The organism is Sphingobium baderi, assembly GCF_001456115.1.
Taxonomy (GTDB): domain Bacteria; phylum Pseudomonadota; class Alphaproteobacteria; order Sphingomonadales; family Sphingomonadaceae; genus Sphingobium; species Sphingobium baderi_A.
The window spans coordinates 2,270,880-2,293,811 of the sequence record NZ_CP013264.1; the positions used below are offsets into that span (position 1 = coordinate 2,270,880).

Annotated in this window: 23 protein-coding genes and 1 tRNA gene; 9 read left to right on the plus strand and 15 right to left on the minus strand. The window is 62.2% G+C overall.

Going from position 1 to position 22,932, the window contains the following annotated elements; genetic code table 11:
* Positions 1-11: 11 nt before the first annotated feature.
* Positions 12-686 carry a TetR/AcrR family transcriptional regulator gene (locus tag ATN00_RS11210; protein ID WP_062064715.1) on the minus strand — a complete coding sequence of 225 codons (675 nt, stop codon included), beginning with the start codon at positions 684-686 and terminating at the stop codon, positions 12-14.
* Positions 687-896: 210 nt separating this feature from the next.
* On the opposite strand from ATN00_RS11210, the gene ATN00_RS11215 reads away from it, so the two are divergent.
* From ATN00_RS11215 to ATN00_RS11235, 5 genes are all read left to right on the plus strand, one after another.
* Positions 897-2,144, plus strand: coding sequence for a cytochrome P450 (locus ATN00_RS11215; protein WP_156415269.1), 1,248 nt, complete (start codon positions 897-899; stop codon positions 2,142-2,144).
* A 158-nt stretch (positions 2,145-2,302) separates the two neighbouring features.
* The gene (locus ATN00_RS11220) at positions 2,303-2,593 is read left to right on the plus strand and encodes a DUF1330 domain-containing protein (protein WP_062064719.1); all 291 of its coding nucleotides are present in this window, start codon (positions 2,303-2,305) and stop codon (positions 2,591-2,593) included.
* Positions 2,594-2,634: 41 nt separating this feature from the next.
* Positions 2,635-4,602 carry an FAD-dependent oxidoreductase gene (locus ATN00_RS11225; RefSeq protein WP_062064721.1) on the plus strand — a complete coding sequence of 656 codons (1,968 nt, stop codon included), beginning with the start codon at positions 2,635-2,637 and terminating at the stop codon, positions 4,600-4,602.
* Between the two features lie 61 nt (positions 4,603-4,663).
* On the plus strand, positions 4,664-5,818 hold the full coding sequence (locus ATN00_RS11230; protein WP_082635326.1) for an oxidoreductase family protein: 1,155 nt from the start codon (positions 4,664-4,666) through the stop codon (positions 5,816-5,818).
* 150 nt (positions 5,819-5,968) lie between these two features.
* A complete protein-coding gene (locus tag ATN00_RS11235) occupies positions 5,969-6,808 on the plus strand; it encodes a hypothetical protein (protein WP_062064722.1) in 840 nt (279 codons plus the stop codon).
* 68 nt (positions 6,809-6,876) lie between these two features.
* On the opposite strand, the gene ATN00_RS11240 is transcribed toward ATN00_RS11235, so the two are convergent.
* From ATN00_RS11240 to cyoA, 8 genes are all read right to left on the minus strand, one after another.
* Positions 6,877-6,950, minus strand: a tRNA-Gly gene (locus tag ATN00_RS11240).
* 34 nt (positions 6,951-6,984) lie between these two features.
* Positions 6,985-7,518, minus strand: coding sequence for a response regulator transcription factor (locus ATN00_RS11245; RefSeq protein WP_156415270.1), 534 nt, complete (start codon positions 7,516-7,518; stop codon positions 6,985-6,987).
* Positions 7,511-8,830 (minus strand): ATP-binding protein, encoded by a 1,320-nt coding sequence (locus ATN00_RS11250; protein WP_062064724.1) that lies wholly within the window; start codon positions 8,828-8,830, stop codon positions 7,511-7,513. The genes ATN00_RS11245 and ATN00_RS11250 overlap by 8 nt, the downstream gene beginning before the upstream one ends.
* Complete coding sequence (locus ATN00_RS11255) at positions 8,827-9,477, minus strand: SURF1 family protein (protein ID WP_082635327.1); 651 nt, start codon at positions 9,475-9,477, stop codon at positions 8,827-8,829. The genes ATN00_RS11250 and ATN00_RS11255 overlap by 4 nt, the downstream gene beginning before the upstream one ends.
* A 53-nt stretch (positions 9,478-9,530) precedes the next feature.
* Positions 9,531-9,920 carry a cytochrome o ubiquinol oxidase subunit IV gene (gene cyoD, locus ATN00_RS11260; protein WP_062064728.1) on the minus strand — a complete coding sequence of 130 codons (390 nt, stop codon included), beginning with the start codon at positions 9,918-9,920 and terminating at the stop codon, positions 9,531-9,533.
* Positions 9,917-10,561, minus strand: a complete 645-nt coding sequence (gene cyoC / locus ATN00_RS11265; RefSeq protein WP_062064730.1) for a cytochrome o ubiquinol oxidase subunit III — start codon at positions 10,559-10,561, stop codon at positions 9,917-9,919. Before cyoC ends, cyoD begins: the two co-directional genes overlap by 4 nt.
* A 4-nt stretch (positions 10,562-10,565) precedes the next feature.
* Positions 10,566-12,584 (minus strand): cytochrome o ubiquinol oxidase subunit I, encoded by a 2,019-nt coding sequence (gene cyoB / locus ATN00_RS11270; RefSeq protein ID WP_062064732.1) that lies wholly within the window; start codon positions 12,582-12,584, stop codon positions 10,566-10,568.
* 66 nt (positions 12,585-12,650) lie between these two features.
* A complete protein-coding gene (cyoA, locus tag ATN00_RS11275) occupies positions 12,651-13,790 on the minus strand; it encodes a ubiquinol oxidase subunit II (RefSeq protein WP_062068707.1) in 1,140 nt (379 codons plus the stop codon).
* 166 nt (positions 13,791-13,956) lie between these two features.
* Between cyoA and ATN00_RS11280 the strand changes: the two genes are divergently transcribed.
* The gene (locus ATN00_RS11280) at positions 13,957-15,288 is read left to right on the plus strand and encodes an MFS transporter (protein WP_062064734.1); all 1,332 of its coding nucleotides are present in this window, start codon (positions 13,957-13,959) and stop codon (positions 15,286-15,288) included.
* On the opposite strand, the gene ATN00_RS11285 is transcribed toward ATN00_RS11280, so the two are convergent.
* The 4 genes from ATN00_RS11285 to ATN00_RS11300 form a co-directional block, all read right to left on the minus strand.
* Entirely contained in the window at positions 15,285-16,130 is an 846-nt protein-coding gene (locus ATN00_RS11285; RefSeq protein WP_062064736.1) for a glycosyltransferase family 2 protein, read from the minus strand. The two genes, ATN00_RS11280 and ATN00_RS11285, sit on opposite strands and share 4 nt — an antisense overlap.
* A gap of 3 nt (positions 16,131-16,133) precedes the next feature.
* The gene (locus ATN00_RS11290; protein ID WP_062064738.1) at positions 16,134-17,423 is read right to left on the minus strand and encodes an ammonium transporter; all 1,290 of its coding nucleotides are present in this window, start codon (positions 17,421-17,423) and stop codon (positions 16,134-16,136) included.
* 78 nt (positions 17,424-17,501) lie between these two features.
* Positions 17,502-18,227: a head GIN domain-containing protein gene (locus ATN00_RS11295; protein WP_062064740.1), complete on the minus strand. Its 726-nt coding sequence runs from the start codon at positions 18,225-18,227 to the stop codon at positions 17,502-17,504.
* Positions 18,179-18,922 (minus strand): head GIN domain-containing protein, encoded by a 744-nt coding sequence (locus ATN00_RS11300; RefSeq protein WP_062064742.1) that lies wholly within the window; start codon positions 18,920-18,922, stop codon positions 18,179-18,181. The genes ATN00_RS11295 and ATN00_RS11300 overlap by 49 nt, the downstream gene beginning before the upstream one ends.
* Before the next feature lie 307 nt (positions 18,923-19,229).
* On the opposite strand from ATN00_RS11300, the gene hemB reads away from it, so the two are divergent.
* Positions 19,230-20,225 (plus strand): porphobilinogen synthase, encoded by a 996-nt coding sequence (gene hemB / locus ATN00_RS11305; RefSeq protein WP_062064744.1) that lies wholly within the window; start codon positions 19,230-19,232, stop codon positions 20,223-20,225.
* A 53-nt stretch (positions 20,226-20,278) separates the two neighbouring features.
* Complete coding sequence (locus tag ATN00_RS11310; RefSeq protein ID WP_062064746.1) at positions 20,279-20,851, plus strand: gamma carbonic anhydrase family protein; 573 nt, start codon at positions 20,279-20,281, stop codon at positions 20,849-20,851.
* Between the two features lie 5 nt (positions 20,852-20,856).
* Here ATN00_RS11310 and ATN00_RS11315 read toward each other — a convergent pair whose 3' ends face one another.
* Both ATN00_RS11315 and ATN00_RS11320 read right to left on the minus strand, forming a co-directional pair.
* Positions 20,857-21,369, minus strand: a complete 513-nt coding sequence (locus ATN00_RS11315; RefSeq protein ID WP_062064748.1) for a hypothetical protein — start codon at positions 21,367-21,369, stop codon at positions 20,857-20,859.
* 52 nt (positions 21,370-21,421) lie between these two features.
* On the minus strand, positions 21,422-21,685 hold the full coding sequence (locus ATN00_RS11320) for a hypothetical protein (RefSeq protein WP_062068708.1): 264 nt from the start codon (positions 21,683-21,685) through the stop codon (positions 21,422-21,424).
* 65 nt (positions 21,686-21,750) lie between these two features.
* Between ATN00_RS11320 and ATN00_RS11325 the strand changes: the two genes are divergently transcribed.
* Positions 21,751-22,893, plus strand: a complete 1,143-nt coding sequence (locus ATN00_RS11325) for a pyridoxal phosphate-dependent aminotransferase (RefSeq protein WP_062064750.1) — start codon at positions 21,751-21,753, stop codon at positions 22,891-22,893.
* Positions 22,894-22,932: the final 39 nt, after the last annotated feature.

Sequence of the window (22,932 nt, forward strand, 5' to 3'; positions counted from 1 at the left end):
TCCACCGGTTATCAATCCTTGTTAGCTATTGCGGCCAGCAAGAAATCGGTGCTCATGGCGCACCAGGCGGCTACGTCCATATCATTGTCATCCCGCGTTCGGGAGACAAGTGAGACGAGAGGAAAATGCGTGAACCATGTGGTAACGAGGCTGAAAATAATCCAGAAAAGATGATCTGGATCAACATTGTCCCGGAAGGTGCCATTCGCGCGCCCACGTTCGACGATCTCGCCCAGAACCTCGTCGATCAGCTTTCGCATCACCATGGCAAGGGGGCTTCCTTTCCCCACATGCGCGAAACCATGTTGGGCTTCGTCGATCGTCATCTTGGCGATCTGGGGGCGGTCCATATAATCGCGAAACAAGTTCTGCATGAATTTCGCAAGCGCCGTTTCGGGTGGAAATGCGTTATATTCCGTGCATCCGATAAATTTTGTTGTGCCTTCGGCAGCCTCCTTAAGAATAAGGCTATAGAGCTCTGCCTTACTCCCGAAGTAATAATAGAGCAGCTGCTTTGAAACCTTCGCGCGCCGGCAAATCGAATCGACCGTCGCGCTATCGAACCCGGAACTGGCGAACTCTTCCTTCGCTGCGTCCAGAATATCAACGATGGTGGTGGCGTTGGATGACCGCCGTCCGCGCGTCATAGCCGTCGCAGCATCGTGGTGATCGCTGCTCAATGGCATGGCTCAACCCCTCCTTTTCACCGGCAATCGCTCCGCCTGACCAAGCGTTGAATTATTGCTTTTTACGCTAGCGGCTGCGCGCCCTAAACACAACTTGTCAGCCGCTGGTGATGACGAGTGCGGGGCGAAGCTTGGGTGCGGAGGCGACTGCACAAAATACCGCTGGGCTATGTTTTGGTCAAATCCGACATTGAAAATTCGAGGGAATTTATGTCCGTTGCAAATCTGCTTGCCAAACCCGAACTCCCGGAACTTGACGCGGATCGCTTTATCGACATCGACCTGTTCGGTCAGGATATGAAGGCCAATGCTCCGGCATATTTTTCGGAGTGGGCGACGAAGCCTCCGTTTTACGCGACGGTTCAGGGCCATGCCCATGTCGTCATCTGCCGACACGAACAGGTGCAATGGGCGCTGCGGACGCATGAGATTATCAGTGCTGTCCCGCATCAGGGTTGGGGCACGGATCTTTTCGACTATTTCAATGGATTGCCGCTGGTCGTCGACTTCGATCCGCCGGAGCATTCGCGGATGCGCCGCCTGATGCAGCCGGGCTTTGCCCCAAATCGCATTTCCAGGCTGAAACCGCTGATCGACTCTATGATTGACGATCTTGCGAAAGTCATGGCGGAAAAGAATGGCTTCAACATGGTGACCGATTTCGCCGGTCCGCTCATGTATCAGATACTGCTGGGCGGCGTGTTCGAGTTCGAGCCGGACGTCTGGCCACTTTTCATCAATCTTTCCAATGCTCTGGAACTGGTGGCGACGGTCCCGCCCGGCGCGCCCAAGCCACCGGAATATATGGCGGCGTTCGACGCTGTTTACGAATTTTGCGGCAAGCTGATCGAAGATCGCCGTATCAACCCCAAGGACGATCTTGTCGGTTCGGTAATCGCCGCCCATGACGAGAAGGGGGCGATTTCGATCGAGGAGCTGTTTTCGACCCTGGTTCAGCTTTTCACGGCTGGCCTGGGGACCGTGCCGGCGACATCGTCGAACGCGGTGCTGCGGCTGTTACGGCATCCAGACCAACTCGCATTGCTACGGAAAGACCCGTCGCTCCTGAACATGGCTCTGGAAGAGTGCATGCGCGTCGATTGCCTGGGCAACTTCCGCCATCGCTTCGTGGTCAAGGAGCATGTGATCGACGGTACGCCCGTCTATCCCGGCATGGTCGCCCATCTGGCGCTTGGCGCCGCGAACTACGACCCTGACAAATATCCGGACCCCACTCGTTTCGACATCACGCGCGAGCCGCGCGACATTCTCACTTTCGGTTTTGGTCCACATCTTTGCCCCGGCAACAACCTGGCGCGGATGGTCACGCGGGCCATCGTGAGCCGCCTGATCTTCGGCTTCCCGGATCTGCGGTTCACCAATCCCGATGAAGTGATCGTCTATGGCGGGATGCCTACCGAGCGTTTCCCGATCAATGTCAATCTGAGCGTGAACTGATCGGCCGAAGCCGCAAAGTAAGGAGAGGAGATAGATGGTGTTCGGAGATTTGACCGGTCAGGTTTTCAGCGCCGACGGCGGCATCGTGCGCCATCTTCCATTTTACGCGGATGCCATGGCGCAGATGAGCGGCAGTTGAAACGGAAGAGAGAACGGACATGGCATCTTATGTGATGAGCGTCATGCAGAAGCATGATCTGGAAAAATATGCCGAATATTCGGCGCAGGGCTTTGTCTCGCTCAATGGTATCGAATGTGAAGTCATTGTCGGTGAGGGGATCGAACTGTTGGAGGGCGCCCCGCCTGGCAGTAGTGTCGTGATCATAAGGTTCCCGGACAATGACGCGGCCATGCGCTGGTATCGGTCGGAGGCCTATCAAAAGGCTATCCCGATGCGCCATGCCGCAGCGGACACCGCTTTCGTCTTGCATTTTACCGACAATAAATAATCTGAACCAGCGACAGTCTGGCAAATAGTAGAGGGTAAATAATGAGCAAATATGCGATCATGTTCAGCCCGATCAAGATCGGACGGATGGAGATCAGGAACCGGGTTTTCATGTCCCCGCACGGCATGGTCGGTCTGGGCATAGGAACGGATCGCCAGGTTGGTTATTTTGAGGCGCGCGCGAAAGGCGGAGCGGGGCTGATGGTGATCGCCAGTTGCCAGGTTGTTCCGGCGCCGCTTGTCCCGCCGGGCTGGTTCATAGAAGCCTATAATCCCGATCATATCCCGGCGATCCGACGGATCGTCGAGGCGGCGCACAAACATGGCGCGAAGATCGCCGTCCAGGGCGTCTGGATGATGGCCGATCCGGCCAAGGCGCAGGCATCGGCGATCGCGCCGCACACCGTGCTTGCCGATACACAGCCTCGCTCGATGACCATCGACGAGATTCAGGAATTGATCGAAGCCCATGCCGTGGCAGCGGCCCATGCCGAACAGGCCGGAGCCGACGGGTTTGAATTCCCCATCAACGCTGGCGGTGGCCTGCAAAGCTTCACATCCGAATTCTACAACCAGCGCAGCGACCGCTATGGCGGCAGCCTGGAAAACCGCATGCGTATCGTGACTGAGATCATCGCCGCGATCCGCGAACGCGTGCGGCCCGATTTCGCCATCGGCGTGGCGGTCAACGCCGATGAATCGACACTGGGCGCGAGCGGTATCGACGATGGGATCGCCCAGTGCCGCATCCTGGAAGAAACCGGCATGGTCGACTGGCTGCGGATCACGGCGCGCGGGCAGAAGCCGCAGATGACGCAATATCACTATCCTTCCTCCTATATGGCGAATGAGGGCACGCATCTGGACGCCGCCGAAGCGGTCAAGAAAGCGGTCAGCCTCCCCGTGGTCAGTGGCGGACGCATCCTGACTCCCGCCTTTGCGGATCAGGCGATTGCCGATGGGCGTTGCGACATGGTGTTTGTCGCCCGTTCCGTGATTGCCGATCCCGAATGGCCCAACAAATGCCGGGACGACCAGACCAGCGAGATTCGCGCCTGCATAGGCGATCTTGAAGGCTGCTTCCTGCGCTCTTGCTATGGCCAGCCGGTTGGCTGCACGGTGAATCCCGATATCGGTTTCGAACATGAAGGGCCGCTGACGCCGGCCGGAAATAAGAAGCATGTGCTTGTGGTTGGCGCCGGTCCTGCTGGCATGCAGGCGGCACTGGTCGCGGCGAAACGTGGTCATAAGGTCACGGTTCTGGAAAAGTCCGACAGGATTGGGGGCCATGTCACCTTGCAGGCCATGCTTCCCGGCCTGGAAGATCGGGCGGACCTCATTCGCTGGCTAAAGCTTCAACTCGATAAGGAGGGCGTGGAAATCCAAACGGGGAGCGAAGCCACGCCTGAATCCATCAAGGCGCTTTCGCTCGATGCCGTGATCATTGCCACGGGCGCGCGCTATTCCAAGACCGGGGCAAGCAAGAGCCAATTGACCGGCGTGCCCGGCGCGAACCTGTCCCATGTCCTGACGCCGGAGGAGCTTCTTCTGGAAAAGGCGCGGACCGGCAATCGCATAGTCGTGTATGACAACACCTCATACGAAGTCGGCCCCGGCATTGCCGAGCATCTGGCGGACCAGGGCAAGGAGGTCTTTCTTCTTACGATGGACTCCGCGATGGCCATGTCGGTCACGGAACTCGGTCTGAACAAGGTCGTCGCGCGCAGGGTCATTCCCAAGGTGACGTTCATGCCATCGGCCGAAATCACCGGTATTGACGAGCATGACGTCCATGTGCGTGGCTTCCTGTCCGGCGAGAAGTCGGTTCTGGAAGGGATCGACAACATTGTCCTCGTCACTTCCAAGCCTCCGCAGGAAGATCTCTATCATGCTCTGATCGCCGATATGCCCGACATTCGCATCATCGGTGACGCCCGCGAAGCGCGCTGGAGCGTTTTCGCGACCGATGAGGCGATAAAGGATGGGCGAATGGCCGGGCTGGCGGTGTGAGGAGGCCGGGAGGCCGTTCTTCACGCAGATGACCAATGCCTATCATAGGAGAAATAAACAAATGTCAGTCCTGATCGACAATCGTGATGCCTGGGCCCCGGACGTGATAGATACGGCCGTGGTTCCTCGTCCCTATCCCAACCGCACCGGCCGACTGCCATGGAACAAGGATGACATGACCGCGGAGAGGCTCACTGGCCTTCTTCAAAACAAATATCCCGGGATCGTGGTGGAGGATCTGGTCGTCCACCAGTTCATTGACAGCCATACGAGCAAGCTTCGCATCGCCGTCAAGCTCAACGATGTCGGCGTGAAAGCCGGGATTCCGGAACGACTCTGCATCAAGTCGAACTATTCCGGCCTTCACGACAATGTCGACATCTGCGCGATCGAGGCCCGTTTCTACCATTTCATGGCGCATCTCATGAAATGCCCCACGGTGACCTGCTATTATGCTGACTGGGATGATGATGGAAGCGGGCAGGGCCTCATCATTCTGGAGGATCTGGAAAAATATGGCGGACATTTCGGGCAGAGCACCGATCTGAACGGCGTGGCCGAAGTGGCGAAGTTGCTCGAAGGGCTTGCCGTTCTCCACGGCAGTCTCTGGGGCAGTCCGGTGCTCGATGAGCATGAATGGCTCCAGACGTCGATGGATACGCCGATCGACAATGATCAGATTCGGATCATGTGGCCGTATATCGAGGCCAATCTGGCCGATCCCGAAGTCTGCAAGGTTATTCCGCAAAAGCTGATCGACGATCCCGACCGGCTGCAACGCGCTTTCGACAAGCTCGCCGAGTGGGAGCTTTCTCAGACCACGCCCCGTTGCGTGAACCTTGGCGACTGTCATCAGGGGAACACCTATCGAAAGCCTGATGGCGAGCGTATCTGGCTGGACTGGCAACTCGTCCGCAAGGGACGGCCCTGGCGCGACCTCACCTACCTCATGATCGGTGCGCTTACCATTGAGGAGCGCCGCGCATCAGAGCGCCAGCTCCTTTCGCACTATCGTGAGGCCCTGGTGGCGACGGGCGCCCGCGACGTGCCGGATCTCGACAGCATCTTTGAGCAATATCGCCGCTGGGTGATCTACGGCATGCAGGCATGGATCGCGAATATGGACTTTTGGGGGCAGGTCGGCCTCCCGATGAATGAACGGTTTTTCACCGCTGGCGAGGATCTCGGGACGTGGAAGCTCTTGCTGGGCGACTGACATCCGAACATTGCGAAAGCTGCCGGCTCGTCGATGCCGTCGTCGTGCCAGTCACCGGGAGCATAAGACCCCGCGCCCGGTGACGAACTCCCAAAACCAGGGCTTTACTTGGGACGGATCGAACTGGATAGTCCCGTAAAGGAGAGAGTGATGGTACCCAAATTCTGCCGTTTGGCATGGCGCGTCAACGATATGGAGAACTTCACCAGCCAAATGGGCGAACTGGTGGGCGCCCAATTCTTCACGCCCGGCTTCATTGCCGAATTATACCCCGATGCCGATTTCAAAGTGATGTTCGGGGAACATGGGATCGAGCCTATCCAGCCGGGCGCAGAGGGACTCGCCTTCGGCGAAGATTCCGGTTCCTTGATTGAAATCGCCATCGACGTCGCCAATGCGGAAGACGTGCGGGCGAAGCTGGAAGGAGCGGGCTACCAACCCACGGCGATCAGCTATCTGCCGGTTCCGGCAGTCAATGAATATCTGTTTGGCAGCGATTTCCATGGTGTGCCGTTCCTCGCCTGCACGGAAGGGGTGAATGAGGAACAAATTCGCTCCGAACGACCATTCGATTTCCTTGCTGACGCCGCGCCCCCCAAGGTCGCTTGCGTGACGCTGGTCGTTAAAGATGCGGACGCGCTGGCCGCGGACCTCAAGAGCTTCCATGGCATGGACTTTATGGAGTCGGACCCGGCTGGTTTCGCGCGACGCGCACTCATCGGGCCACATCGTGTGAAGCTGATCGAAGGTCCTTCGGCGCTTCTCGACGGTGTGGAAGGCCCGTTGGTTTCGGCGGACATCATCCTCTCCGATGTCGAGGCGGCCAGGGCCAGGTTCGAGGCAGCCGGATATGGCGTGAAGCACATCCGTCCGCTCGCCTCAGGCGGTAACGCCTATTATTTTGGCCCAACCGTGCAAGGTTTCCCTGTCACGCTCTATCCGGCGAGCGCGGACGCCGAAATATTAGGACTTGAGGTGAAGCCCAGCTGAATGACGGCAAGATTCCAGTACTCCACCTTATACAAGGTGGCGTTTGAGCGACTTGGAAATGTCAGGGCTGGAGCGGGTGAAGGGAATCGAACCCTCGTCGTAAGCTTGGGAAGCTTCTGCTCTACCATTGAGCTACACCCGCGTTGCCTTGCCCATGGCATGACCGGAAAGACGCGTCAACCGACCTGCCGTTTCGCCAGCTTGCGGGCCAGCGTGCGGCGGTGCATCCCCAGCCGCCTTGCCGCTTCGGAAATGTTGAAGTCGCTGTCTTTCAGCACTTCATGGATATGTTCCCATTCCAATGTCTTGATCGACGTCGGGCGGGGGGCAAGGGGCGCGGCGGGATCGCCGCCCGATCGCGCGAAGGCAGCCTCTATGTCGTCGGTGTTGGAGGGTTTCGCCAGATAGTTTGTCGCCCCCAGCTTGATCGCCTCGACCGCCGTCGCGATGCTCGCAAAGCCGGTCAGCACGACGATGAGCATGGCCGGATCATGGGCGTGGAGCCTCTGCACGCAGGGCAGGCCCGACTGCGCGCCCAGCTTCAGGTCGACCACCGCATAACCCGGATCATGCTCCGCCAGCAGCGCGTCGAGCTTCTCATGGCTGTCCGCCAGCAACACTTCATAGCCGCGCCGCTCAAAGGATCGCTTGAGCGTGCGGGCAAAGGATTCGTCATCCTCCACGATCATGAGAAGGCGGTCGTCAGGCACCGGAAATCTCCTCCATGGCGAGCGTACCGAGCGGCAGGCGAAGCAGGATCAGCGCCCCGCCATCGGGGCTGTTGCTTGCATTGACGCTGCCGCCCAGTTTCCGCACGACATTGACGACAAGGAACAGGCCAAGCCCGCCGCCTTGCCTGCCTTTGCTGGACCGATAGGGCTTGCCGAAGTCGGCCAGCATCTCCTCGCTGAAACCGGGGCCATTGTCGCGCACGGCAATGTTCAGCCAGTTGCTATCGCGCCCGACCAGCATGTCGATCCGGTTCGCTCCTGCTTCCCGCGCATTGTCGAGCAAATTGCCGATCGCCTGGCGGATCACCGGATCGGCGATGATGCGGGGATAATCATGCGGTCCAAAGTCGCGGAGCAGCACCGTCCCGGGATTGGCGTTCTGCCAATCCTGCGCCATGTCCTCGATGAAATCGCGAAGGCCCGTTACCTGCGGCGCTTCCCCGCGCGCTTCGCCCGACGACAGCAGGATGCCCGTGACGATGGCCTTGCAGCGCTGCACCGCCGCCTGCATCTCTTCCACTTCCTCGACCAGCGCGGGATGCTTCGTCACTTCCTTCATATGGAGCCAGTCGCCCAGCACGACGGCAAGCTGCGACAGGGGCGTGCCCAGTTCATGCGCCGCGCCCGATGCCAGCAGGCCCATGCGGACGATATGTTCCTCCTCCGCCGCCTGTTGCCGCAGCCGGGCGAGATATGTCTCCCGCAACTGCAGATTATGCGTCACGCGCGACATGAACAGCACCAGCAGCACCGCGATCATCGTGAAGTTGATCCATGTGCCGACGATGTGCAGGTCGAACAAATGCCCTTCCAGTGCGCGGGACAGGGTCAGCGGATGATAGAATATCGAAAGCAACGCCGCGCAGAGCGCCGACAGGATCACGATCCCCCACACGCTCCATCGGTCGAGCAGCACCGCGCCCAACGCCACCTGCAACAGATAGAGCCCGATGAAGGGATTGGTCGCCCCGCCGCTCAGATAAAGCTGCGCTGTCAGCGCCAGTACGTCGAACAGCAAGGCCAGGAAAAGCTCCGGCCGGGCCACGTCGGTCCGGCGCCGCAATATCGCGAAGCTCGCGATGTTCATCGCGCCGGCCAGCGCCGCGATCAGCAGCATCGGCGCGATCGGCAAGCGGATGCCCATGCCGAAATGCACGATCAGGATCGTCGCGACCTGCCCGGCGATGGCGATCCAGCGCAATTGCACCAGCAACGCCATGTTCCGGTGTCCGGCGGCGTCTGCAGGCCATTGGCCAGGCAGCCACCGGGCGGTGATAGGCGCCTGCTTCATGATGCCCCGCGCGCTTTCAGCTCCTGACCCATGACATAGATGTATGCGCCCGCGCTCATGATCGCCAGAGCGAACCAGGTGATCGCGTAGGAAAGGTGATTATTGGGAAAGCGCACAACCGTAAGCCCGCCGACGGGCAGCGCATCGGGGGAGGGGGATGCTTGTGCGTCGATGAAATAATTCGCGGCCGGCCTAACCCCACGTTTCGCCGCGATGGCTGCCACGTCCCGTGAATACCAGCGGTCCGTGTCCGGGTCGTTGGCGCGCAGGAAACCTCCGCCCGGCTCGCTCAGGCGCAACAGCCCGGTCAGCGCCACGCGCTCCTTTGGTTGCCCATAGCTGGCCTTGGCTTCCGGCGGCACAAAACCGCGATTGACTATCACGGTGGCCCCGCGATCCGTCACCAGCGGGGTCATCACCCAATAGCCAGATCCGCGCACCGTCGAAGCCTGAACCAGCGTCGCCTGGTCATTGAGGAAACGGCCCGTCACGGCCACCCGCCGATATTCATCCGACCTGTCAGCTTTGGCGGGGGCCGCCACGGGAGCGGCATGAATCCGCGCATCCACCCGTGCGATCAGGTCGCGCTTCCATGCCAGCCGATCCACCTGCCAGACGCCCAGCGCACCGAAACCCGCCACCAGCATGATCGCGATCAGCGTCAGCCCGATCAGGAACCCCGCCGACCGCCGCTTTGCCGTCACGGCATCTGGCTCATGTCATGCGCGCTCATACCCTGCATCTGGGGCATCATATTATGATTGAGGTGATACATGACCCACATCGACCCGGCCAGCGTGATGACGACCAGCACGAGCGTGAAGATCAGCGCCATCATCGTCCATCCGCCTTCCGACCGGGTGTTCATGTGCAGGAAGTAGATCATGTGCACCACGATCTGCACCACGGCAAAGGCCATGATGACGATAGCGGTCGTCTGCGGATTGGCGAAATAACCCGTCATCACCAGCCAGAAAGGGATGGCCGTCAGGATCACCGACAGGCCGAAACCGATCATATAGCTGCCGAAAGTGCCATGGGCATGGCCATCGTCATGATGACCGTGATTGCTCTGTTCGTGCGCGCTCATCGCAGCATCCCCATCAGGTAAACGAAGGTGAAGACGCCGATCCAGATGACGTCCAGAAAGTGCCAGAACATCGAAAGGCACATCAACCGACGCTGATTGGCGGGGATCAGGCCCTTTTTGGCGACCTGCACCATCAGCGTCACCAGCCAGATGATGCCGAAGGTGACGTGCAGCCCGTGCGTGCCGACCAGCGCGAAGAAGGCGGACAGGAAGCCCGACCGCATAGGCGTCGCGCCCTCATGGATCAGATGCGCGAACTCATAAAGTTCGATGCCGAGAAAGGCGAGGCCGAACAGCCCTGTGATCGCCAGCCATCCCTGCGTCGCGCCGATCCGGTTCTTTTCCACCGCCAGCATGGCAAAACCATAGGTGATGGAAGAGAACAGCAGCATCGCCGTGTTCAAAGCCACCAGCGACAGGTCGAACAGGTCTTTCGGCCCCGGTCCCGCCGCATAATTGCCGCCCAGCACGGCATAGGTCGCGAACAGGCAGGCGAAGATGAGGCAATCGCTCATCAGATACATCCAGAAGCCCAGCATGGTGCTGGACCCTTCCGGATGATGCGGTTCATGCTCCAGGTGGAAGAGCGGCTTGCCGTCCTTGTCGAGGAAGGCGGGGTCTACGGTGGGTGCGCTTGCCATGATATTAGCCCTGCATCGCGAGCTGACGGGTGCGCTCGCCCTCGGTGCGCTCGACCACGTCCCTGGGGATATGGAAGTCGCGCTTATAGTTGAAGGTATGGCCGATCGCGACGGCCAGGATGCCGACGAAGCTCAATCCCGCAAGCCACCACATGTACCAGATCATGCCGACCGAAAAGGCGATGGAAAGCCCCGCGATGATGACCCCCGTGCCGGTGTTGCTCGGCATATGGATCGGCTCGAACCCGCTGGTGGGGCGCTGATATCCGCGCTTCTTCATGTCCGCCCATGCGTCGCCGTCATGGATGACCGGCGTGAAGGCGAAGTTATAGTCGGGCGGGGGCGAACTGGTCGCCCATTCCAGCGTGCGGCCGTTCCACGGGTCGCCGGTGGTGTCGCGCAGCTTGTCGCGGTTCTTGATGCTGACCCCGAACTGGATGAACATGCAGGCGATGCCGGCGGCGATCATGACCGCGCCCAGCGCCGCGATCTCGAACCATATCTGAAGGCTCGGATCGTCGAAAACCCGCATCCGGCGCGTTACGCCCATCAGGCCCAATATGTAGAGCGGCATGAACGCGAACCAGAAGCCCACGACCCACAGCCAGAAGCTGTAGACGCCCCATTTGCGGTCCAGCTTGAACCCGAATGCCTTGGGCCACCAATAGTTGATCGCCGCGAACAGGCCGAACAGCACGCCGCCGATGATGACGTTGTGGAAGTGCGCGATCAGGAACAGCGAGTTGTGCAGCACGAAGTCGGCGGGCGGCACTGCCAGCAGCACGCCGGTCATGCCTCCGACCACGAAGGTCAGCATGAAGGCGACCGTCCACATCATCGGCAGTTCGAAGCGGATGCGCCCGCGATACATGGTGAACAGCCAGTTGAAGAGCTTCGCGCCCGTCGGGATCGAAATCACCATCGTCGTGATGCCGAAGAAGCTGTTGACGCTCGCGCCCGACCCCATGGTGAAGAAGTGGTGCAGCCACACGAGGTAGGACAGGATCGCGATCACGACCGTCGCATAGACCATCGACGAATAGCCGAAGAGCCGCTTGCTCGAGAAGGTCGAGGTGACTTCGGAAAACACGCCGAACAGCGGCAGGATGAGGATATAGACTTCCGGGTGGCCCCATATCCAGATGAGGTTCACATACATCATCGGATTGCCGCCCATGTCGTTCGTGAAGAACGCCGTCCCGACATAGCGGTCGAGGCTGAGCAGCGCCAGAACGGCGGTCAGCACGGGGAAGGCCGCGACGATCAGCACGTTGGCGCAGAGCGATGTCCACACGAAAATCGGCAGCTTCATCATCGACATGCCCGGCGCGCGCATCTTCACGATGGTCGCGATCAGGTTGACGCCGGACAGCAGCGTCCCGATGCCCGCTATCTGTAGCCCCCATATATAATAATCGACGCCGACGCCGGGGCTGTAGGCGATCCCGGACAGCGGCGGATAGGCCAGCCAGCCCGTCCGGGCGAACTCGCCCACGAACAGCGACATCATGACGATGATGGCGCCCGCCGTGGTCATCCAGAAGCTGAAATTGTTGAGGAAGGGGAAGGACACGTCCCGCGCGCCGATCTGCAACGGCACCATATAGTTCATGATCCCGGTTATCATCGGCATCGCGACGAAGAAGATCATGATGACGCCATGCGCCGTGAATATCTGGTCGTAGTGATGGGCGTTCAGATAGCCTTCCGATCCGTTGAAGGCCATCGCCTGCTGCAACCGCATCATGACCGCATCGGCAAAGCCGCGCACGAACATGATGAGGCCCAGGATCATGTACATGATCCCGATGCGCTTATGATCGACCGTCGTGAACCAGTCGCGCCACAACATGCCCCACAGCCGATATTTGGTGACGAGGCCCAGCACCGCGACGCCGCCGATGGCGACCGCGATGAAGGTGCCGATCAGGATCGGCTCATGGATCGGAATCGCGCTCCAGTCGAGCCGTCCGAAGATCAGTTTCCAGATGCCGCTATTTTCCGAGGCGGGATGAGGGGACATGGTCAAGCCTTCAGGCGAAAGGAAAGGGGGAAGGGACGGCGGGCGCTCGGGGCGCGGGGTGGGGGATCACATGCCATGATGCCCCTCATGCCCATCCTGATCCTGCTGATGCGGCGCCTGATGACCCTGCTCTGCCGGAGTCTTTTCAGCGGCGGGCGTCATGCCCGCGGGCTGGGCGATCTCGCCCGCCCGTCCCGGCTCGACCGGATGGAAGCCGCCGACATCGATGGTGCCGTCATGACGCAGCCCTTCGGTGTCGCGGGCCGATTCCTTGCCCGCGCCGCCCCTGGCGTCGGTCATCATCACCGCGTCCATGCATTTCTTGCCCGGTTGCACGCACATGTTGAGCGCGGCGTGGAACAGGTGCGGCTCGACGCTGCCGAAATAGATCGGCGGCACCTTCTCGCTCGGCTGCTCCAGCTTCACATAGGCGGCGCGGTCAAGGCTGGCGCCGCTGGCCTTCACCTTGGCGACCCACTGATCGAAGCCCGCCTTGTCCATTGCGTGAAAGCGGAAACGCATGTTGGAGAAGCCCGCGCCCGAATAATTGGCGGAAAAGCCTTCGAAATTTCCCGGCTTGTTGGCGACGGCATGCAGCACCGTCTGCATCCCCGGCATGGCATAGATCTGTCCGGCCAGCGCGGGCACGAAAAAGCTGTTCATGATGCTGGACGATGTGATCTTGAACTCGATCGGCTGGTCGACCGGCGCGGCCATCTCATTCACCGTCGCGATGCCCAGTTCCGGGTAGATGAACAGCCATTTCCAGTCCATCGCCACCACTTCGACCTGCAGGCGTTTGGCGGCCGGGTCGACCTTGCGCTCATGGTCGATGCGCTCGATGGGGCGGTATGGGTCCAGCAGATGCGTGCTGGTCCAGGTGATCGCGCCCAGCGCGATGATGATGAGCAGCGGCGCGGACCAGATCAGCAGTTCCAGCGTCGTGGAATGATCCCAGTCGGGATCATGGTCCTTGGCCTGCGCCTTTTCCCGATAGCGCCACGCGAACCACACGGTCATCGCCATGACCGGCAGGATGATGAGCAGCATCAGGGCGGTGGAGATCAGGATCAGGTTACGCTGCTGCAATGCGACATCGCCCGCAGGATTCATCAAAATCCAGTCGCAGCCACCCAGCGGCAGCAGCAGGGCAGGGCTGAGGCGACGCAAAAATGCGGAACGATCAAGGAGGCGGCGAACGGTCATGCTGTCCGCATAGGCTGGGTGTTTACGGATCGACATTGGACCTTTTGTCCTATCCCCTCGCAGGTGCAAAATAGGGCATGGCCTGTTCGACCACCGGTACGATTCGACTTGTTGCAACGAAATGCGGCATGGATCGTTCCCGCAGACTGAAGGCCAGCGAGACACCATGACCTCCGTGACGACCACGCCCAGTTCGACCGCAATGGAACGCGATGCGCGCAGCGTAACCGCACGGCACAAGCGCGTCGCGCCCGGCGAAATCGCGATCGGCGTCGTGATCGGCCGCACCTCGGAATTTTTCGACTTCTTCGTCTATGCCATCGCATCGTGCATCGTCTTTCCCGCGCACATATTCCCCTATCTCAGCCCTCTCGCGGGGACGCTCTGGTCGTTCGCCATCTTCGCGCTCGCCTTCATCACGCGGCCCATCGGCTCGGTCATCTTCATGTGGGTGGACCGCCAATATGGCCGGGGCGTGAAGCTCACTATCGCTCTTTTCCTGCTGGGCGGATCGACGGCCGCCATCGCCTTCCTGCCGGGATATGACACCATCGGCCACTGGTCGGCGGCGCTGCTGGCGCTGTTCCGCTGCGGGCAGGGGGTGGCGCTGGGCGGCACCTGGGACGGCCTAGCCTCGCTGCTGTCGCTCAATGCGCCGAAGAACAAGCGCGGCTGGTACGCCATGATGCCGCAGCTTGGCGCGCCGCTCGCGCTACTGGTGGCGAGCGGCCTGTTCGCCTTCTTCCTGTCTACCCTGTCGCGCGCGGATTTCCTCGACTGGGGCTGGCGTTATCCTTTCTTCGTGGCCTTCGCGATCAACGTGGTGGCTCTGTTCGCCCGCCTCCGCATCGTCGTCACCCATGAGTTTGAGCGCCTGTTCGAATCGAAGGAGCTTCAACCCTCGCCCGTGCTGGAAACCATCCGCAGCGATGGGCGCAACATCGTCATCGGCGCCTTCGCTCCGCTGGCGAGCTTCGCGCTGTTCCACATGGTGACGGTGTTCCCACTCTCATGGATCGCGCTTTACACGGAACAGCCGCTCGAACGCTTTCTGGGTATCGAGATGATCGGCGCCTGCGTCGGCATCCTTGCGATTATCGTGTCCGGTTTCGTCGCGGATCAGGTCGGCCGCCGCTCCCTGCTGGCTTATTCGGCGCTTGGCATCGGCATTTTTTCCATCGCCGCGCCGTTGCTGCTGAGCGGCGGCGACCTGCCCGAAGTCGCCTTCATGGTGCTGGGCTTCATCCTTCTGGGCCTCAGCTTCGGCCAGTCGTCCGGGGTCGTCGCATCCAACTTTTCCAGCGCCACCCGTTACACCGGCTCGGCACTGACGTCTGACCTTGCATGGCTGGTGGGCGCGGGGTTCGCGCCGCTCGTCGCGCTCGCCTTGTCCGCCACCTTCGGGCTGGCGGCGTCGGGCGCCTATCTGTTCTCCGGCGCTGTCGTCACTGGCCTCGCTCTGTTCATCAACAAGGAACTGGCGGGCCGCGACCGTTAGGATTGCGCCCGCATCCGGGCGAGCGCCTTGCGATCGAACCAGCCGGTTATCCCGCCCCTGGGCCTGAAACGCGGCAGCCATTCGCCGTACAGCTCTGCCATTCGGCGCGGCAGCCCCGCCGGGCCTTCCCGTCCCATGATGTCGGACAGGATGCGATTCTGGAAATAGCGCAGCGAATAATTGTGCATCCGCCGATATTGCATGTGCCAGCTTGCCGGACTGAACACGCTGACCGGCTCGCAGCGAAAGCCCGCGCCTTCGCAGGCGACGATCCGTTCGGGCGCCCAGTTCGCGTCCCGCTCCAGATCGGTGTGCGCCCATGCGGCGACCATTCCATCGTCTCCGATCAGATCGTCGGGCAGGCGCAGCCCCCGCTCCCGGATCGCGGCGAGAAATCGCCGGGGCAGGGCATAAAGGTCGCCGAACAGACCGCCTTCCACCTTCAGATTGCGCCGGTAAATCTGGGCCTGCCGCCCGTTGACCGGCATACCGGCGGCGGCATTGGCTTGCGGATGAGCCGCAAGGTCCGCGACCAGCGCATCAATGGAGCCTGACGTGATTTCCGCGTCGCCATCCATGAAGATGACGGCATCCTCTTCCCCGCTCAGCAGCTCATGCACGAAATGATTCCATGTCCGCGACTTGCCGCCCTGCGCGATGTCATGGACGATGACATGCGCCCGCCCCGCGGCGAATCCTTGCGCGCGTTCCACCGTCGCGTCGGTGGTGCCGTTCACCAATATGTGAAAGCGCGTGTCCGGCCGATCCAGAGGCAGCGAGCCGAGGCACAGGCCGATGCGCCGTTCCTCCTGATGCGCGAAAATGCCGACCGCGACCGTCATGCCTCAGCGGAAATCCCAGGCCTGTTCGCCATGCAGCGCCGTATCCAGCCCGTTTTCCTCCTCCTTCGGGCTGACCCGCAAGGGCAGAACCACGGAAATCAGGAGCGCCGCGATTGCCGTCCCCGCCATGGACCACAGGGCGACCACGATCACGCCGATGACCTGGCTCAGCATCGCGCCGCTCAGGTCGACCGCGCCTTCAAAGCCGACGCCGCCCAGCACAGGCAGGACAAAGACCGGCAGCAGCAGGACGCCCGCAAGCCCGCCTATCCCATGCAGCGCGAAAATATGCGCCGGATCGTCCACCGACTTTCCCATAAGGCCGCTGACACCACGGCAGATCACCGCCGCTGCAAGGCCGATCAGCATCGCGCCGCCGGTGCTCACCAGCGCCGCGCTTGCAGCGATGGCCGCCAAACCCGCCAGCGCGCCTGAAATCGCGCCCGTCGCCGTGCCTCGCCGGCCGAGCGCCTTGTCCAGCACCATCCAGCCCAGCGCGGCCGCGCAGGCCGCGAAATGGCCGTTGAGGATGGCCGTCGCCGCATCGTCCGTCGCGCCCAGCGCCCATCCGCCGACGCTCCCCGCCGATCCCAGCCAGATCAGCGCGCCGCCCGCCATGCTCAGCGCGGGGGCATGTCCGCTTGCGGTGCCAGAGGCTCGCCGTCCCGCGATCAGGCTCAATGAAATTGCGGAAAAGCCCGCGCACAGATGCACCGTCAGCCCGCCTGCGAAATCCATGACGCCCAGTCCCGCCAGCCAGCCGCCGCCCCATATCCAATGGGCGGTGGGCACATAGACGAGCAACAGCCAGAGCGGCGCGAACAGGATCATCCATCCAGTTCGCGCCCGGTCGACCACCGCGCCGCCAACGACACAGGCCGCCAGGATGGCCAGGCTCATCTGAAACAGGACAAAGGCCGATTCCGGCACCGTCATGCTATCGCGCAAAGCGGCCAGATTGGAGAGCAAAAGATTGCCGCTTCCGCCCAGCCACGCATCGCCCGGCGCATAGATCAGGCTGTATGCGGCAATAGCCCAGACCAGCGACACGCTCGCCGCGACGCCCATATTTCCGGCCACGGCCGAAAGGGCGCTCCGTACGGAAGACAGACCAGCCAGCCGCAGCGCCAGCCCCGGCAGCGCCGCCAGCAGCACCAGCATGGCGCACAGCATCATCCAGGCGGTGTCGCCGCTATCGGCTACCGCGATGACCTGTGCATGGGCAGGCTGCGGCGCCAGCAAGGCGGCGACGGGCAGGATCAGGTGACGTTTGCTGAAGGCCGGCTTTTTCATATCGGCTGCCTCTTTAGCCGCGCGCCGGTAAAAACTTCGATAAGCCTATATGTGCGAAGCCTTCCGCGCCGCGCCGACCTAGAAGGATTTACCGCCGCAACCGATGCGGCCGATCCCGCGATTGTCGACGCTGCACGCGGCCTTGCCCGCGACCGTGACGTCGCCCGATCCCGATGCGGTCACACTGGCGTTCACGTCTGCGGTGATGGAAACGCTGCCCGCGCCTTCATTGCCGATGCTGGCCTGCCGCGCGACAAGTCCCTCGGCCGACACCGTGCCGGGACCGGTGACGCGGATATTCGCGACGCCCGCACGGCCGTTCAGCGTAGCCCGGCCCCCACCCGCAAGGCCCAGGTCAAGCTGGTCCAGTTCGACCGCATCCACACTGACATCGCCATTGCCACCCATCACGATCTCGCCGCGCAGGCCCTTCATCCGGTTGACGTTCACGGAACCGCCGCCCGTCAGCACGATCCGCTCCAGCGCGCCTGTCGACAGACGCAGCGTCACCGGGCCACCACCGCTTTCGCCCGGCTGCGCCCGTTCCATGGTGATGGACAGCATCCGCCCCGAAACATCGACTTTCAGCCGGTCCAGCATGTGCAGATCGCCATCGGCACGGGCGGATGGCCCCATGCCGGTGGCGACGATCACGTTCACCGGCGCTTCGACCCGAATCTCGTCGAAGCTGGTGATGGTATAGCCCCGGCTCGCCGCCTCCGCCGAAACGCCGGATCCCGCCATGCCGATGAGGATCAGGGCGCGCAGCGCGCCTCGCCCGGTCCGATGCCGCTTGTCCTGCATTGCGCCTTGCCCTTCACCGTAACATTGCCCGGTCCCATGATGTTGATAGCAACCGGGCCATCGGACGCAAAGCCCATGTCGCCGCTGCCCATCAATGAGGCATCCGCCTTGCCCAGTTTCAGCTTTTCGCCGTCGATGTCGCCCGACCCGGTGAGGGACAGCTTGCCTTCATCCGCTGTGCCTGCAATCTCGATGGAGCCGGACCCGGTAATATCGGCCTTCAGCTTGCGTAGCTTCACCGCCCCGATCTCCATGTCGCCCGATCCCGTCAGCGACAGGTCCAGTGCCTGGCCCTCCGCCCGGTCGAGGTCGAAATCCCCGGAGCCGGTCAGCGTCACGGCGGCGATGGCGGGCATGGTGACGCGAACGGTTGCGCCCCTGTCGCTGGAGCCGGTCCATTGCGACTTGCGCCCAATCTTCAACCGCCCATCGTTGACGGCGATCTCAAGTTTTTCGATGGCGTTGGGGTCGCCTTCCGCCCTGACGGCAAAGCCGTCGCCAATGATCACGACCACATCATCCGGTCCCACGGCGTCGATTGCGGTAAAGTCCTTGAGCGCCGACCAATCCTGTGCCGCGTGCATGCTCTGATCGCTCGCAGGTGCTGCATTGCCGCCGCCCTCCTTCGAACAGGCAGTCGTCATCAGGGAAAGGCCCGCCAGCAGCAGCGCGGACAAGGAAAGGGACTTGGGCATCGCACACTCCTTAACTGTATTGTGTTGTTAATACAGAAAGGCGCTTTCGGTTCCAAGCCTTTAGTGGCCGATAGTGGCCGAACGATTCGCCAACGGCACTAAAATCCTCCTGCAAGGGGAGGGGGACCGCCGCGAAGCGATGGTGGTGGGGTGATGCCCTCTCGATAGCGGGATACCCCTCCGTCAGCGCGCTGCGCTGCCGCTTTCCCTTGAAGGGGAAGATATACAGGCTTGCGAGTAACCGCGTCGGCTTCCTCCTTTCCCACCTTCGCTTGATCCACGGCGGGGAGGGGCCTAAACCGCGCCCATGACCTATGCTTCCTATCCGGCGCTGCGTCTGCGCCGCCCCCGCGCTTCGGCCTGGAGCCGGGCGATGCACGCCGAAAACCGCCTCAGCCCCGCCGATTTCATCTGGCCGCTGTTCGTGACCGAAGGGCAGGGGGTGGAGGAACCCATCGCCGCGCTCCCCGGCGTGTCGCGCTGGTCGGTCGACCTGATGGTTCAGCGCGCGAAGGAAGCTCGCGACGCCGACATCCCATGCCTCGCGCTGTTCCCCAACACCCAGCCCGAACGCCGCAGCGACGACGGCGTCGAAGCGCTCAATCCCGACAATCTCATGTGCCGCGCCATCCGCGCCATCAAGGACGCGGTGCCCGACATCGGCATCCTGACCGACGTGGCGCTCGACCCCTATACCGCGCATGGGCAGGACGGCCTGCTGGACGAAGCGGGCTATGTCCTGAACGACGCCACCATCGACATGCTGATCGGCCAGTCGCTCAATCAGGCGGCGGCGGGCGCGGACATCATCGCGCCCAGCGACATGATGGACGGTCGCATCGGCGCGATCCGCGAGGCGCTGGAGGAGGAAGGCCATGCCAATGTGCAGATCATGGCCTATTCCGCCAAATATGCGAGCGCCTTCTATGGCCCGTTCCGCGACGCGGTGGGATCGCGCGGGCTGCTCAAGGGCGACAAGAAAAGCTATCAGATGGACCCCGCCAACAGCGAGGAGGCGCTGCGCGAAGTCGCCCTCGACCTGGAGGAAGGCGCGGACAGCGTCATGGTGAAGCCGGGCCTGCCCTATCTCGACATCATCGCCCGGGTGAAGGACGCCTTCGCCGTGCCCGTCTTTGCCTATCAGGTGTCGGGCGAATATGCGATGATCGAGGCCGCCGTGGCCGCCGGGGCAGGGGACCGCGACGCGCTGGTGCTCGAAACGCTGATGGCGTTCAAGCGGGCGGGCTGTTCGGGCGTGCTCACCTATCACGCGCTCCACGCCGCGCGCCTGCTTCATGGCTGATGTCGCGTCCCACGCCCCTACAGCATAGCCAGACCCGATTGAGGATGCCTGCCATGACCGACCATCCCGGAACGACGATCATCCCCTTCAACGGCAAGATGCCGGTCATCCATCCCAGTGCCTTCATCGCGCCGGGATGCCGCATCATCGGCGATGTGGAGATCGGGGAGGATGTTTCCATCTGGTATAATTGCGTCATCCGCGCCGACGTGAACCGCATCCGCATCGGCGCGCGGACGAATATTCAGGACGGCACCGTGGTCCATTGCGACAGCCCCGACGAAGGCGGACATGGCCCGGCGGAGGGCTATCCGACCCTGATCGGGGAGGAGGTGCTGATCGGCCATATGGCGATGATCCATGGTTGCACGTTGCTGGACCGCGCCTTTATCGGCCTGTCGTCGGTGGTGATGAGCGGCGGCGTGGTGGAAAGCGACGCGATGCTTGCCGCCGGGGCGCTGTTGTCGCCGGGCAAGACGGTCCCTCATCGCCAGCTTTGGGCAGGCCGCCCTGCCAAATATATGCGCGAGCTTTCGGACGAGGCGCTGATCGGCATGCGCGAAGGCGTCGAGCATTATGTCCACAATGGAAAGGCGCACAAAGGCGCGATCAAGGCCGCGCGCTAAAGGGATCAGGGCTGAACCAATCGCCCTTTCAGCGCGTCCAGCCGGTCATTCTGCCCATCGACAATCGTCAGAGCCTTCGACCGCGCTGCGTCGATCTCATCGGTGCCGCCTTGCTCCTGGCCTTCGGCAATGGCGTTGCTGCGTGCGACATAAAGCGTGTCGAGGCTGGCGAGCGCGGACACGCTGTCGTTGCGCGTTGATTCCAGCGTGCTGATCGCGACCTGCGCCGCGACCCAGCCTTCGCTCGATACCGCTGCGCCCCTTGCCGCCTGCGTGGCGCGATCTGCCGCTACATAAGCCTGATCGAACGCGGCTTTCCCTGCCTGCGCCTGCGCGGACAGCTTGTCGATCTGTGCCTTCAATGCCGGGTCGGCGGCGGCCGGGGCGGGCGGCGGCGCCACTTCGGCCATCGGCGCGCCTTCCACCGCCCGCTTGGCCAGCGAAGGGTAGCCCTGCTGCGTCCCCGCGCAGCCGGACAGGAAAAGGGCGATGGAGGTTAGCAGCCGGCGCGAGATCATGGCCTTCCATCTAGGGGGCGTCGGCGCGGCGCGCAATGGCGCTTGTGTCGCTTCAATCCTTCGGCTTGTGCTTTGAAAAAAGGTAGCGCCACACGCCGATCATGTTGATGATCAACAGCGCCACATTCTGCCACCCGATACCTTCGCTGTCCTGCGCCAGAAACCCCCAGAGGATCAGCGCGACGGACGAAGTGACGAACAGCACAAAGGCCCATCCGGTGATGCGTCGTCCCAGATGCAGCGACACGACCAGCGCCGCCAGCGTCGCCGCCCCCGCGCCATAATATTGAAATGCGTCAAGGACGGTTTCGCTCACCTCCCTGAAACGCGGATCGCACGCCAAGGTTGCGAGGCGGCGGCGCGCTCTTTAGTCAGGCGCTCATGATCGCCTGCATCGACCCCTTCCACGCCATTGCCATCAGCCGCGAAGCTCATCGGCTGGAAGCGGAGGGGCGCTCCATCCTCCACATGGAATTTGGCCAGCCCTCGACCGGCGCGCCCGCCGCCGCCATCGCAGCGGCGCATGACATCCTCGACAGCGATCCGATGGGCTATTGGGAAAGCCCCGCGCTCAAGAACCGTATCGCGCGGCTCTATGACGAACGCCATGGCGTGACGGTCGACCCGGAACGGATATTGCTCACCTGCGGCGCATCGCCGGGGTTGGTGCTGGCGCTGTCCTGCCTGTTCGCGCCGGGGGCTAAGGTGGCGACGGCGCGGCCGGGCTATGTTGCCTATCGCAATACGCTCAAGGCCCTCTATCTGGAGGCGGTGGAGGTCGATTGCGGCCCCGCCGACCGCTATCAGATCAGCGCGGCGGCCCTGCGGAAGCTCGATCCGGCGCCCGATGGCCTGATCCTCGCCAGCCCCGCCAATCCCACCGGCACGATCATCCCGGCGGAGGAACTGGCCGCCATCGCGCAGGTCTGCGCGCAGCGCGGCGTCCGCATCGTCTCGGATGAGATCTATCACGGCCTGTCTTATGGCGAGCCTGCCCATTCCATGCTGGAATATGCGCCCGGCGCCATCATCGTGAACAGCTTTTCCAAATATTTCAGCATGGCCGGATGGCGGCTGGGCTGGATCGTGGTGCCGCCCGATCTGATCGACGCGGCAAGGGCGCGGATGGGGAACCTGTTCCTCACGCCTCCGTCCCTCGCGCAACATGCCGGCCTGATTGCCATGGATTGCGTGGAGGAACTGGAAGGCCATGTGGCGACCTATCGCCGCAATCGCCAATTGCTGCTGGAAGCGCTGCCTGCCCTTGGCCTGCGCGAAATAGCGCCGCCGGACGGGGCTTTCTACATCTACGCCGATGTCGGCCACCTCACCCATGACAGCCTGTCCTTCTGCCAGAAGCTGCTGCGCGAAACCGGAGTCGCCGCCGCGCCGGGCATCGATTTCGATCCGGTGGACGGCCAGCGTCACATCCGCTTCAGCTTCGCCGTATCCACCGATCGGGTCGAAGACGCCATCGCCCGCATGATCCCCTGGTTCGCGGCGCAGGGATGTGAAGAGGCATAGGCAGTCTGCAATTCCCGCGCGGAACGGCGGCTATGAGTG

Excerpts from the sequence above, each read along its gene's own strand:
- ATN00_RS11210 (WP_062064715.1), bottom strand. The coding sequence starts at position 686 with ATGCCATTGAGCAGCGATCACCACGATGCTGCGACGGCTATGACGCGC.
- ATN00_RS11215 (WP_156415269.1), top strand. The coding sequence starts at position 897 with ATGTCCGTTGCAAATCTGCTTGCCAAACCCGAACTCCCGGAACTTGAC.
- ATN00_RS11220 (WP_062064719.1), top strand. The coding sequence starts at position 2,303 with ATGGCATCTTATGTGATGAGCGTCATGCAGAAGCATGATCTGGAAAAA.
- ATN00_RS11225 (WP_062064721.1), top strand. The coding sequence starts at position 2,635 with ATGAGCAAATATGCGATCATGTTCAGCCCGATCAAGATCGGACGGATG.
- ATN00_RS11230 (WP_082635326.1), top strand. The coding sequence starts at position 4,664 with ATGTCAGTCCTGATCGACAATCGTGATGCCTGGGCCCCGGACGTGATA.
- ATN00_RS11235 (WP_062064722.1), top strand. The coding sequence starts at position 5,969 with ATGGTACCCAAATTCTGCCGTTTGGCATGGCGCGTCAACGATATGGAG.
- ATN00_RS11250 (WP_062064724.1), bottom strand. The coding sequence starts at position 8,830 with ATGAAGCAGGCGCCTATCACCGCCCGGTGGCTGCCTGGCCAATGGCCT.
- ATN00_RS11255 (WP_082635327.1), bottom strand. The coding sequence starts at position 9,477 with ATGCTGGTGGCGGGTTTCGGTGCGCTGGGCGTCTGGCAGGTGGATCGG.
- cyoD (WP_062064728.1), bottom strand. The coding sequence starts at position 9,920 with ATGAGCGCGCACGAACAGAGCAATCACGGTCATCATGACGATGGCCAT.
- cyoC (WP_062064730.1), bottom strand. The coding sequence starts at position 10,561 with ATGGCAAGCGCACCCACCGTAGACCCCGCCTTCCTCGACAAGGACGGC.
- cyoB (WP_062064732.1), bottom strand. The coding sequence starts at position 12,584 with ATGTCCCCTCATCCCGCCTCGGAAAATAGCGGCATCTGGAAACTGATC.
- cyoA (WP_062068707.1), bottom strand. The coding sequence starts at position 13,790 with ATGACCGTTCGCCGCCTCCTTGATCGTTCCGCATTTTTGCGTCGCCTC.
- ATN00_RS11280 (WP_062064734.1), top strand. The coding sequence starts at position 13,957 with ATGACCTCCGTGACGACCACGCCCAGTTCGACCGCAATGGAACGCGAT.
- ATN00_RS11285 (WP_062064736.1), bottom strand. The coding sequence starts at position 16,130 with ATGACGGTCGCGGTCGGCATTTTCGCGCATCAGGAGGAACGGCGCATC.
- ATN00_RS11290 (WP_062064738.1), bottom strand. The coding sequence starts at position 17,423 with ATGAAAAAGCCGGCCTTCAGCAAACGTCACCTGATCCTGCCCGTCGCC.
- ATN00_RS11295 (WP_062064740.1), bottom strand. The coding sequence starts at position 18,227 with ATGCAGGACAAGCGGCATCGGACCGGGCGAGGCGCGCTGCGCGCCCTG.
- ATN00_RS11300 (WP_062064742.1), bottom strand. The coding sequence starts at position 18,922 with ATGCCCAAGTCCCTTTCCTTGTCCGCGCTGCTGCTGGCGGGCCTTTCC.
- hemB (WP_062064744.1), top strand. The coding sequence starts at position 19,230 with ATGACCTATGCTTCCTATCCGGCGCTGCGTCTGCGCCGCCCCCGCGCT.
- ATN00_RS11310 (WP_062064746.1), top strand. The coding sequence starts at position 20,279 with ATGACCGACCATCCCGGAACGACGATCATCCCCTTCAACGGCAAGATG.
- ATN00_RS11315 (WP_062064748.1), bottom strand. The coding sequence starts at position 21,369 with ATGATCTCGCGCCGGCTGCTAACCTCCATCGCCCTTTTCCTGTCCGGC.
- ATN00_RS11325 (WP_062064750.1), top strand. The coding sequence starts at position 21,751 with ATGATCGCCTGCATCGACCCCTTCCACGCCATTGCCATCAGCCGCGAA.